Below are 12,663 nucleotides of genomic sequence, written 5' to 3'. Positions count from 1 at the left end.
CTTTTTGATATTGAACGCAATCGCGCGCGTTCACTAGCGGGATTTCAAACGCGGTTAGAACAATGTTTGTTTGTGGATACTATCAGAAAAATTAACTAGCACCATGCGTAAAAATTATTTTTTGTAGTTAAATACTTGCATACTTTAAAAAAAATGATAATATATAAAGTGTTGTTAGCACTAATTGATATAGAGTGCTAAACGTGCTAAAAATTAAGATAAATTTGGAGGGATTACTTTGTTAAAGCCATTAGGTGATCGCATCTTAGTACAAGTTGATGAAGAAAAAGAACAAACTGTTGGCGGTATTGTCTTAGCTAATAATGCTAAAGAAAAGCCACAAACAGGAGAAGTTGTAGCAGTTGGTGCTGGCGAAAAAGCTCCAGACGGCAAGATTATTCCTATGACTCTCAAAAAAGGCGACAGAGTTATCTATGATAAGTATGCAGGCTCCGAAGTTAAATATGAAGGCAATAAATATCTAGTTATGCATGAAAAAGATATCATGGCTGTAATTGAATAATAAATAAAAATTGATTGAGGTGGAATAAAGATGGCAAAAGAGATTAAATTTTCTGAAGATGCCCGGGCAAAAATGCTTAAGGGTGTAGATCAATTAGCAGATACAGTAAAAACAACTTTAGGACCAAAAGGTCGCAATGTAGTTTTGGAAAAGTCATATGGCTCACCTAACATTACTAATGATGGTGTAACGATTGCTAAAGATATTGAATTAGATGACCATTTTGAAAATATGGGTGCTAAATTAGTTTCTGAAGTGGCATCTAAGACTAATGATATTGCTGGTGATGGTACAACTACTGCTACAGTTTTGGCACAAGCAATTATTCGTGAAGGTATGAAAAATGTAACCGCAGGTGCTAACCCAGTAGGTATTCGCACTGGTATTGAAAAAGCTACAAAAGTTGCTGTTGAGGAATTAGATAAGATTTCACATAAGGTTAATGGCCGTGATCAAATTGCTCAAGTTGCTTCTGTTTCTTCTTCAAGCGAGCAAGTTGGTGAATTAATTGCTGACGCAATGGAAAAAGTTGGTCATGATGGTGTTATTACCATTGAAGAATCAAAGGGAATTGAAACCACTTCTGATGTTGTTGAAGGAATGCAATTTGATCGTGGCTACTTGTCACAATACATGGTAACTGATAACGATAAGATGGAAGCAGATTTAGATAATCCTTACATCTTAATTACTGACAAAAAGATTTCCAATATTCAAGACATTTTGCCATTATTACAATCGATTGTTCAACAGGGCAAGTCACTTTTGATTATTGCTGACGATGTTGACGGTGAAGCATTGCCAACCTTAGTTTTAAACAAGATTCGTGGAACTTTCAATGTTGTGGCTGTTAAGGCTCCTGGATTTGGTGATCGTCGTAAGGAACAATTGGAAGATATTGCTATTTTAACTGGTGGTACAGTGATTACTTCTGATTTAGGCCTAGAGTTAAAAGACACAACAATTGATCAATTAGGACAAGCTGGCCGGGTTACAGTTACTAAAGATAATACTACAATTGTACAAGGCTCAGGCTCCAAAGATGCTATTGATGAACGTGTAAACTTAATCAAGAAGCAAGTTGAGGAAACAACTTCTGACTTTGATAAAGAAAAATTGCAAGAACGCTTGGCTAAATTAGCTGGTGGCGTGGGAGTCATCAAGGTCGGTGCAGCTACAGAAACTGAATTAAAAGAACGCAAATACCGGATTGAAGATGCTTTAAATGCTACCCGGGCTGCGGTTGAAGAAGGCTATGTTGCTGGTGGTGGTACAGCATTAATGAATATTATTCCTGCTGTAGAAAAATTGTCAGAAACAGAAACTGGCGACGTTCAAACAGGTATTAATATTGTAAAGCGTGCTTTGGAAGCACCTGTTCGTCAAATCGCAGAAAATGCTGGTAAAGAAGGATCTGTTGTTGTAGAGCACTTGAGAAACCAAGAATTAGAAGTTGGTTACAATGCAGCTTCCGACAAGTGGGAAAACATGATTGATGCTGGAATTATTGACCCAACTAAGGTGACACGTTCCGCATTACAAAATGCAGCTAGTGTTTCAGCTTTAATTTTAACAACTGAAGCTGTAGTTGCTGATAAGCCAGAACCAAAGGCTGCCGACACTGCTGGCGCTGCTAACCCAGCTGCTGGTATGGGCGGTATGATGTAATCTAATTATTAGATGTTAAAAGCCTCTTAAGACTTGTAATAAGTCTTAGGAGGCTTTTTAGTTAATCTATTTTTGGGAAGTTAATTTACTTAGGCTATATAATTAATCTAAACCAGAATTTAATTTAAAATAGGATTTAATTTTAGTGTTAATATTTAGTGCAATTAATCATGATGTGCTAATTACTAAAAAGAAAACACTTTTATGTGTTAACTGATATCATCAAAGTAATAAAGCCTATCATTGAACTGGAATATAGTTGGTGCAATTTTAGGTGATCTAACAAGGATACGAAAAAAGTGATTTTAGAAAAATGGTTTGTACTTAATATTCTATTGTGACAAACTCAGGGTGTTTACTATTTATATTATAACTATTTATTATAAAGTGAATCTGATTTTAAGTTTTTAAAACATTTTTATATATAACCGATAATCTATCGTCATATTAAGTAAACCATTCGTGAAAGAGCTTTTTTATGCATAATTAATTCCTTTTCTGGTTAATTAGCTGTTTGTTGGTATAATTATTTTATTCAATACAGCCTAGACCATTTTAAACTATCTGTTAATTAAAAGTAAATTTCTATTATAAGATATATTAAGAAAAGATTACTAATTGGATAAAAATTGAAAAGTTAGAGGAGAACAAATGAGAATAATTTTTGTCGGCGACGTTATGGGAGCAGTAGGGATGCAAACATTAACGGAGTATCTGCCCCGCTTAAAAGCAAAATATCATCCCCAAATTACTATTGTGAATGGTGAAAATGCTGATAATGGGCGGGGGATTAAAAGCCAACAATTTAAAGCAATTTTACATGCTGGAGCTGATATTGTCACCTTAGGCAATCATGCGTGGGATAAGTCTGAAGTTACCGATTTATTACAAAATAATGATAACCTATTAAGGCCTGCAAATTATCCAGGCCTGCATACTCCAGGCAAGGGCTTAGTAATTAAGCAGGTTAATCAAGAATATCTAGCAGTAATTAATTTGCAAGGACGAGCATTAATGGCCCCGATTGATGATCCTTTTACTAAAGCCGATTTGTTGTTAAAGCAAATACCTGCCGGTGTCAAAATTTTTATTGATTTTCATGCGGAAACTACTAGTGAAAAAGGGGCTTTAGCTCATTATTTGGATGGACGGGTTGATGCAATTGTTGGAACTCATACCCATGTGCAAACTAACGACGCCCAAATCTTGCCTGGTGGAACTGCCTTTTTAACTGACGTGGGGATGACAGGCTCATATGATGGTATTTTAGGAGTAAAGGCAACTGCCAGTGTCCAAAGGTTTTTAACTCAGCAGCCTACCCGTTATGAAATTGATGATCAAGGCCGCCACCAGATTAATTACTGTCTATTGGATTTAGAAAATAAAAATCACATCCAAGTAGGCCAAATTACCCCTGATCGTCCCTTAGATGATTAATTATAATGATTTTTAGTATAATAATAGTTATTAACAAGAGAGTTGAGAATTAATGCCACAAAAAACTAAAGATACGCCGATGATGCAACAATATTTAAGCATTAAAAAAGATTATCCCGATGCTTTTTTGTTTTATCGGATTGGTGATTTTTATGAAATGTTTTATGATGATGCCATTAAAGGCTCCCAAATTTTGGAGCTTACTTTAACAGCACGAAACAAAAATGCCCCTGATCCTATTCCCATGTGCGGGGTCCCACATCATGCCGCTGATAACTATATTGAAATTTTAGTAGATAAGGGTTATAAGGTGGCAATATGTGAGCAACTTGAAGATCCTAAAGAAGCAAAAGGTATGGTCAAACGGGGGATTATTAAGCTAGTGACTCCGGGTACTAACCTAGAAGATAAACCCAATCAAAGCAAAGAAAATAATTATTTGGCCGCCCTTTTTGTTAACAAAAAAACTTTTGGTTTTGCCTATACAGATTTATCCACGGGTGAGGTTAATGTTACCAGTTTTGTTGATTTTTCACAGGTGAAAAATGAGTTATTAAATATTCGCTGTAAGGAAATTGTAGTCGCTAATAATTTAGCAGAGCAATGGATTAAGCAGATTAATAAATTAGGTATTTTAGTCTCGCGTGAAGAGCCACAAAAAGATTATGCTGAAGTAGCCTTTGTAGCACAGTCTTTAAAAGCAGTTGCTGCAAAACAAGCGGTCAAGTATTTAATTTCTTATTTAATTGAAACCCAAAAGCGTTCTTTGGCTCACTTGCAAATTGCTAAAGTTTATACGGCTAATAAGTATTTACAGATGGATCATACTGTACAAAATAACCTGGAATTATTTCGTTCTTTACGTAATGGTGATAAATCAGGAACTTTAGTATGGCTATTAGATGAGGCAAAAACAGCCATGGGTAGTCGCCTTTTAAAAAAATGGCTGCAACGTCCCTTATTAGATCGACAACAATTGCAACAGCGGCAGGCAATTGTGCAAATCTTATTAGATAACTTTTTTCAACGCAGTTCGCTTCAAGATTATTTAACCAAAGTATACGATTTAGAACGTTTAGCAGGGCGGATTGCCTTTGGAAATGTGAACGGGCGAGACTTAATTCAATTAGCAACTTCTTTAAAACAAGTTCCGAAGATTAAAGCCGTTTTACGCGATTTAAACGAACCTATTATTAATGACTTGATGACTCAACTATCAGACTGTCAGTCAGTAGTTGAGTTAATCCAGCAGGCAATTGTGGACGATCCTCCTATTTCTGTAACCGAAGGTAATTTAATTCGTTCCGGATATAATCAGCAATTAGATCAATATCGTGAAGCTATGAAAAATGGCAAAACATGGATAGCACAATTGCAGACGCAAGAGCAAAAAGTTACCGGTATTAAGAACTTAAAAATTGGCTTTAATCGTGTCTTTGGTTATTATATTGAAGTAACAAATGCTAATAAGGATCAGGTACCCGCTGAGCGTTATCAAAGAAAGCAAACCTTAACTAATGCTGAGCGTTATATTACGCCAGAATTAAAAGAAAAAGAGCGCCTGATTTTAGAAGCAGAAGATAAGTCCACTGTGCTTGAACACCAGTTGTTTGTTCAAATTCGCGATCAAATCAAGCAACAAATCGCACTGATTCAATCATTGGCACAAAAGCTAGCCTTTTTAGATGTTTTGCAGTCATTTGCAGTAATCAGTGAACGCTATCATTATGTACAGCCCCAGTTTGTGGAAGACCAGCAAATTCAAATTGTTGATGGTCGACATCCAGTAGTAGAAAAAGTATTAGGTAAGCAAAAATATATACCTAACAGTGTCCAAATGGATGCTGATACTTCCATTTTATTAATCACCGGTCCTAATATGTCGGGTAAAAGCACTTATATGCGCCAGTTAGCTTTAATAGTTATTATGGCTCAAATTGGCTGTTTTGTACCAGCAGCCACAGCTAAAGTGCCAATTTTTGATCATATTTTTACGCGCATTGGAGCAGCAGATGATTTGATTTCAGGTAATTCAACCTTTATGGTGGAAATGATGGAAGCTAACGATGCCTTGCAGCATGCAACGCCACATTCATTAATTATTTTTGATGAGATTGGCCGGGGAACAGCTACTTACGATGGAATGGCCTTAGCGCAAGCAATTGTAGAATATTTGAATAATCATGTTCATGCTAAAACTTTATTTTCTACGCATTATCATGAGTTAACTGCTTTAGCTGATAAGTTAAAGGAAGTGCAGAATGTTCATGTGGATGCAACAGAAGAAAATGGACAATTAGTATTTTTGCATAAAGTTTTGCCAGGTCCTGCTGATAAATCTTATGGTATTCATGTAGCCAAATTAGCAGGTTTACCCCCGTCATTGTTACAGCGTGCTCAAAAAATTTTAGATCAATTAGAACAACAGCCACCACGAACTGTGACACCTACAACTAATCAAGAAACCACAACAACTCAAGTAATAGCTGAAGCTCAAAATGGTCAACTATCATTATTTAATGAACCGCAACCTAATCCTTACGATGGTTTATTACAACAATTAAAAGCAGCCAATTTGTTGAAAATGACTCCATTAGAGTCCATGAATTTATTAGCAAAATTACAAGATGAGCTTGCCCAAAAAGGAGGTTAATTATGGCGCATATTCAGCGTTTATCGCCGACATTAAGTAATCAAATTGCTGCTGGTGAAGTAATTGAACGTCCCGCTTCGGTGGTTAAAGAATTGGTAGAAAATGCCATTGATGCCCAAGCTAGCCAAATCGATATTGTCGTTAAAGATGCTGGAATTTCCTATATTAAAGTCACTGATAATGGTCAAGGAATAGCCAGTGAGGAAGTAGAAATGGCATTTCAACCTCATGCTACCAGCAAAATTAGTACAAATCAGGATTTATTTAATGTGAAAACTTTAGGCTTTCGCGGAGAAGCTTTAGCTAGTATTGCTGCGGTAGCCAAAGTTAGTTTAACCACCAGTACTGATGGCAGGCGTGGAGTATTGCTGCAAGTTGCTGGCGGTCAGCAATTGCATAAACAGACAGTCGCGGCCGCTCAGGGTACTAGTGTGGAAGTGGCAGATTTATTTTATAATACTCCTGCACGTTTAAAGTACATTAAAACGGTAAATACAGAATTAAATCGAATTATTGATATTGTTAATCGCTTGGCTTTAGCACAGCCACAAATTGCTTTTACACTAGTGAATGAGCAGAGGAATTTAATTCGTACTTCTGGCAACGGCAACTTACAGCAGACACTAGCAGGTATTTATAGCCGAAAAGCTGCTGAACAAATGGTTGCTTTAGCAACCCAAACGGCCGATTTTAAAATTAGTGGTTTAACGTCTTTACCCCAGCAAACTCGTGCTAGCCGTAATTATATTTCTTTGTTAATCAATGGCCGTTATATTGTTAATTACCGTCTAACTCAAGCACTTTTAGCTGGCTACGGCTCTAAGCTAATGGTGGGCCGTTACCCCATTGCGGTTTTACAAATTCAAATGGATCCCTTATTAGTAGATGTTAATGTTCATCCTACTAAACGTGAAGTGCGTCTAAGTAAAGAAGAGCAAGTAGCTGCCTTAATTCAGCAGACAATTGCCGATAAGCTAGGACAATTAAATCTCATCCAGCCAGCTCTTAATAATTTACCTACTCACACTGTTGCTAGCCAACCAGAGTCACTGCCGTTTTTGGTGGGTGCTGAAGAAGGAACCCAAATTGCAGAGCCCCAACCGTTTACAGCAACGAAAGTGTTAATTGCTCCTGAAGCAGTGAACTTGCGGCCGATTTTCAAAGATCCACAACATTTACAAGAATGGGATTTACATGTTAAAAAGTTTTGTCAACACTTAGGTGATACTAATCCGATCTCTTCGTCCGAAAAGCCGTTAACTGCGCAAGTTTCAACTGCTCCTTTTCCGGAATTACGTTTTTTGGCGCAAATTCACGGATCTTTTTTGCTAGCAGAAAGTGATAATGGCTTTTATCTTGTGGATCAGCATGCAGCACAAGAACGTGTTAATTATGAAAAATTTCGCCAAGAAGTAGGGCAAGTTAGTCACGATCAACAGCAGCTTTTAGTTCCTTTAGTGCTTGATTATCCTAATTCGGATGCAATCGTGATTAATGAACGTCTTAATATTTTACAAGCTGTCGGTTTAGGTATTAGTTCTTTTGGCCAAAATAGTTTCGTAGTTCAAAGTCATCCATCCTGGATACCTACTGGTCAAGAAGAGGCCACCATTCGCGAAATCATTGATTATGTATTAAAAGACGGTAAAATTAGTATTGCAAAGTTTCGTGAACAAACTGCTATTACTATGAGTTGTCGTTTATCAATTAAGGCTAATCATCATTTAGATCGAACTCAAGCACAAGCTATTTTAGATCAGTTAGCCCAAGCCAAAAATCCTTATAATTGTCCTCATGGCCGGCCAACGCTAGTACATTTTAGTGATCAAGATATTAAAAAGATGTTCAAAAGAATTCAAGATCCCCACCAATCGCGGCGGGTGAAGTGAGGTTAGAAAGTGTTTGAATATTTAAAAGGGCTTGTAACTTATATAGCACCGCAATATATCGTTGTAGAAGCTGGCGGCGTGGGTTATCGAATCTTGGTCGCCAACCCTTATCGTTACCAACAAGATCAAGTTAATACTGTATATGTTCAACAAATAGTGCGGGATAATGATCAAGCTCTCTATGGTTTTTTTGATTTGGCTGAAAAAAATTTATTTCAGCAATTAACTTCGGTTTCCGGAATTGGGCCTAAAAGTGCATTAGCAATTTTAGCTGATGATGATCATCAAGGATTAATTACAGCTATTTCGCAAAATGATGTCAAATTCTTAACCAAATTTCCGGGTGTAGGTAAAAAAACTGCACAACAAATTATTTTAGATTTGAAAGATAAATTAGAAAAACAAACCATTTTATCGTCACAGTCGTTGGCTAATCCCGCTTTAGCGACAGAGACTGATAATGTAGCCTTGAATGATGGTTTACAGGCACTAGAGGCCTTAGGATATAGTAAGCGTGAAATTGAAAAGATTACACCACAGTTACAGCAAACATCTTTGAAAACAGCTGGCGAATATTTACGTGCCGGTTTAAAATTATTGCGTTGAGAGGTGATTAAATGGACCAAGATGATATTACTAGTGATCAAGTATTGAACCAACAAGAAGCCAATATTGAAAAAACTTTGCGCCCTCAATCTTTGCAACAGTATATTGGCCAAAGCAAAGTAAAAAATCAATTACAGGTTTATATTCAAGCAGCTCAAAAGCGGGAAGAAGCCTTAGATCATGTCTTGTTATATGGACCACCGGGTTTAGGAAAGACCACTTTAGCTTTAGTAATTGCGAATGAATTGCAAGTTAAATTACATTCAACTACTGGACCATCAATTGAAAAGGCTGGTGATTTGGTGGCAATTTTAAGTGAATTACAGCCGGGTGATGTTTTATTTATTGACGAAATTCACCGTTTGCCTAAAAATGTTGAGGAAATTCTGTACTCGGCAATGGAAGACTTTTATATTGATATTGTTGTCGGTCAAGGTGCCGATGCTCATGCAATTCATTATCCATTGCCGCCCTTTACACTAATTGGTGCAACCACCAGAGCTGGGCAACTTTCAGCTCCTTTACGAAGTCGTTTTGGTATTATTGAACATATGGCTTATTATGATGAAAACGAGTTAATGTTAATTGTCAAGCGCTCAGCACAAGTACTAGATATTGCAATTGATGACACGGGCGCCCAAGAATTGGCACGTCGCTCTCGCGGTACGCCCCGGGTTGCTAACCGTTTATTAAAGCGGGTGCGTGATTTTGTACAAGTTGCCGGACAAGAAAAAATCACCGCGCAAAATGCTGCAAGTGCCTTAGATCAGCTGCAAGTAGATAATGCTGGCTTGGATCAAGTTGACCGCAAGTTATTATTAATGATGATTAATCTTTACCAGGGTGGTCCTTTAGGCTTAAAAACAATGGCGGTTAATATTGGTGAAGAACAAGAAACTGTGGAAGCTGTTTATGAGCCGTATTTATTACAGCGAGGATTCTTAAAGCGAACCCCACGCGGACGGGTAGTTACTGCTAAGGCTTATCAGCATTTGGGAATCAATCCCCCACAAAAGAATGGAGAATAAAATGCTTACTTTAGATGATTTTGATTATGATTTACCTCAAGAATTAATTGCCCAAACCCCCTTAAAAAAACGGGATCAATCTCGCTTATTAGTTTTAGATCACAAAAGTGGTGAGTATCAGGACCGCCATTTTTATGATATTTTGAATTATCTTAATCCGGGGGATGCCTTAGTGATGAATGACACTAAGGTTTTGCCAGCACGCTTATATGGAGTTAAAGAAAATACTCAAGCGCATTTAGAGGTTTTATTATTAAATAATACCGAAGGCGATAATTGGGAAGTGTTGATGAAACCTGCTCGTCGTGCACCAATAGGAACGAAAGTTGATTTTGGACAAGGGAAATTGACTGCTACAGTGACTAAAGAATTAGAACATGGCGGCAGAATGATCCACTTTGATTATGACGGCATTTTTATGGAAATTTTGGAAGAATTAGGCGAAATGCCCTTGCCTCCTTATATCAAAAAGAAATTAGACGACCCGGACCGCTATCAAACAGTTTATGCACGCGAACAAGGTTCAGCAGCTGCACCAACAGCGGGATTGCATTGGACCAAAGAGCTGTTACAGAAAGTTCAAGATAAGGGCGTACATTTAGTTTATTTGACTTTACACGTGGGTTTAGGAACATTCCGACCTGTTTCTGAACAAAATATTGATGAGCACAAAATGCATAGCGAATTTTATCGTTTGACGCCAAAAGCTGCTAAAGCTTTAAATGATGTTCGTGCTCAAGGCGGTAAAATTGTTGCGACTGGTACTACTTCAATTCGAACCTTGGAAACAATTGGTACTAAATTCCAAGGTGAAATCCACGCTGATAGTGGTTGGACCGACATTTTTATTAAGCCGGGATATAAATGGAAAGTAGTTGATGAATTTATTACAAATTTTCATTTACCAAAATCGACTTTAGTTATGCTAGTCGCTTCTTTTACAGGTCGAGAAAATATTTTGCATGCTTATCAACATGCTGTTCAAGAAAAATATCGTTTCTTCAGTTTTGGCGATGCCATGTTTATTAAATAAATCGTAATGAGGTAGTTATGGAACAACCAATTAGATATCGCTTAATTAAAAAAGAAAAACATACTGGAGCTCGCCTGGGTGAATTAATTACACCCCATGGTACTTTTCCCACACCAATTTTTATGCCGGTTGGCACGCAGGCCAGCGTAAAAACCATGGCGCCAGAAGAGCTCAAGGATATGGGAGCTTCGGTAATCTTAGCTAATACCTATCATCTCTGGCTGCGTCCGGGTTCGAAATTGGTTCAAGAAGCTGGTGGTTTACATCAATTTATGAACTGGGATCGAGGAATTTTAACAGATTCAGGTGGCTTTCAGGTTTTCTCTCTTGCTAAAAGACGTGGAATTAGTGAAGAGGGCGTCACCTTTAAGAGCCATCTTGATGGACAAAAAATGTTTTTATCACCTGAAAAAGCTATTCATATTGAAAACGACTTGGGTCCAGATATTATGATGAGTTTAGATGAATGTCCACCATTTTTTGAGTCATATGACTATTTAAAATCCTCTGTTGCCCGCACTTCCCGCTGGGCTTTGCGGGGATTAAAAGCTCATCGCAATCCACAAAGCCAGGGTATCTTTGGTATTGTACAAGGCGGCGGCTATCGGGATTTGCGGACACAAAGTGCGCATGATTTGACAAGCTTGGATTTTGCTGGTTATTCGATTGGTGGCTTATCGGTGGGAGAAACTAAGGCCGAAATGAATCGGGTTTTGGAATTTACTACTCCTTTACTTCCCGAAAATAAACCGCGTTATTTAATGGGCGTAGGCACAGCCGATTCTTTGTTAGATGGAGTAATTCGAGGAATTGATATGTTTGATTGTGTCTTGCCGACTCGCATTGCCCGTAATGGTACTTGCATGACTTCGCAAGGGCGCTTAGTAGTGAAAAATGCCCAATATGCTCACGACTTTACCCCGTTGGATCCTAATTGTGATTGTTATGCTTGTCGCAATTATACGCGGTCTTATATTCGACATCTCTTGCAGGTTAATGAAACTTTTGGAATTCATTTAACCAGCTATCATAATTTGTATTATTTAATCCATTTAATGGCTCAGATTAGGCAAGCAATTTTAGATGATAATTTGTTAGAATTGCGTCAAGAAGTTTTTGAACAATATGGTTTTAATCAAAAAGATGCCAAGAATTTTTAGCATAATAGTGTGCAAGTGCTAATTGTTTGTTAGAATGTAATTAATGAAGTTAAATTTTAATGAGGTGAAAGAATTGAAGTTATTAGCAGCAGCAAGTAATGGCAGTAGTTATTCTATGTTTTTTATTATTATTGTATTTTTTGCTTTAATGTATTTTACAATGTATCGGCCCCAAAAAAAGCAACAACAAAAGCGTCAAGAAATGCTTAATCAAATTAAAGTAGGTGATCCAGTAGTTACGATTGGCGGTCTGCATGGGAATATTGATTCGTTAAATGATGCGGATAAAACTGTCGTTTTAGATTGCGATGGTATTTACTTAACTTTTAGCCGCTCGGCTATTCGCAGTGTAGCTACAACTTCTTCTCAACCTGCAGCTCCAGTTTCTGCTGCTCCTGGTGCAACAAAAGAAAAAAATGAAGCTGCAGCATCTAAAGCAGCCCAACCAACAGCTGAAGATAAGACGGCCACAGCAGCTACAACTCAACCAGAACCTACTAGTGATGCTGATAAAGCAGAGCCTTCAGCGACAGATTCTCAAAGTGAAAAAAATGAATAGTTAAATTTTTTATGAGCTGTTACAAATTAACCTTGTGCAGCTCATTTTTTAGGTATTATTCAGGGCAAGAGTGTAAAATAAAAGTGGTAATATCACTAATAGCTCTA

General features: G+C 37.4%; 10 protein-coding genes and 1 pseudogene. All 11 read left to right on the top strand.

Annotation, left to right across the window (positions count from 1 at the left end; genetic code table 11):
* Nucleotides 1-99: pseudogene (locus EQ827_RS09315) on the top strand (IS982 family transposase); the annotation flags it as partial.
* Nucleotides 100-238: 139 nt separating this feature from the next.
* A complete protein-coding gene (groES, locus tag EQ827_RS04685; protein ID WP_181189832.1) occupies nt 239-523 on the top strand; it encodes a co-chaperone GroES in 285 nt (94 codons plus the stop codon).
* A gap of 30 nt (nt 524-553) precedes the next feature.
* Complete coding sequence (gene groL, locus EQ827_RS04680; RefSeq protein WP_181189831.1) at nt 554-2,191, top strand: chaperonin GroEL; 1,638 nt, start codon at nt 554-556, stop codon at nt 2,189-2,191.
* A 651-nt stretch (nt 2,192-2,842) separates the two neighbouring features.
* Entirely contained in the window at nt 2,843-3,628 is a 786-nt protein-coding gene (locus EQ827_RS04675; protein ID WP_181189830.1) for a TIGR00282 family metallophosphoesterase, read from the top strand.
* A gap of 52 nt (nt 3,629-3,680) precedes the next feature.
* Nucleotides 3,681-6,281 carry a DNA mismatch repair protein MutS gene (gene mutS / locus EQ827_RS04670; protein WP_181189829.1) on the top strand — a complete coding sequence of 867 codons (2,601 nt, stop codon included), beginning with the start codon at nt 3,681-3,683 and terminating at the stop codon, nt 6,279-6,281.
* 2 nt (nt 6,282-6,283) lie between these two features.
* A complete protein-coding gene (gene mutL, locus EQ827_RS04665) occupies nt 6,284-8,170 on the top strand; it encodes a DNA mismatch repair endonuclease MutL (protein ID WP_181189828.1) in 1,887 nt (628 codons plus the stop codon).
* 9 nt (nt 8,171-8,179) lie between these two features.
* A complete protein-coding gene (gene ruvA / locus EQ827_RS04660) occupies nt 8,180-8,776 on the top strand; it encodes a Holliday junction branch migration protein RuvA (RefSeq protein ID WP_181189827.1) in 597 nt (198 codons plus the stop codon).
* An 11-nt stretch (nt 8,777-8,787) separates the two neighbouring features.
* Nucleotides 8,788-9,804, top strand: a complete 1,017-nt coding sequence (ruvB, locus tag EQ827_RS04655) for a Holliday junction branch migration DNA helicase RuvB (RefSeq protein ID WP_181189826.1) — start codon at nt 8,788-8,790, stop codon at nt 9,802-9,804.
* Nucleotides 9,794-10,837, top strand: a complete 1,044-nt coding sequence (gene queA, locus EQ827_RS04650) for a tRNA preQ1(34) S-adenosylmethionine ribosyltransferase-isomerase QueA (RefSeq protein ID WP_181189825.1) — start codon at nt 9,794-9,796, stop codon at nt 10,835-10,837. Before ruvB ends, queA begins: the two co-directional genes overlap by 11 nt.
* Before the next feature lie 17 nt (nt 10,838-10,854).
* A complete protein-coding gene (gene tgt / locus EQ827_RS04645; protein WP_181189824.1) occupies nt 10,855-11,997 on the top strand; it encodes a tRNA guanosine(34) transglycosylase Tgt in 1,143 nt (380 codons plus the stop codon).
* 115 nt (nt 11,998-12,112) lie between these two features.
* On the top strand, nt 12,113-12,556 hold the full coding sequence (gene yajC / locus EQ827_RS04640) for a preprotein translocase subunit YajC (RefSeq protein ID WP_373563508.1): 444 nt from the start codon (nt 12,113-12,115) through the stop codon (nt 12,554-12,556).
* Nucleotides 12,557-12,663 lie beyond the last annotated feature (107 nt).

This window comes from Bombilactobacillus bombi, assembly GCF_013607485.1.
GTDB classification, from domain to species: domain Bacteria; phylum Bacillota; class Bacilli; order Lactobacillales; family Lactobacillaceae; genus Bombilactobacillus; species Bombilactobacillus bombi_A.
Note: the sequence above shows the minus strand (reverse complement) of the source record. Positions and strands in the feature narration are given on the sequence as shown.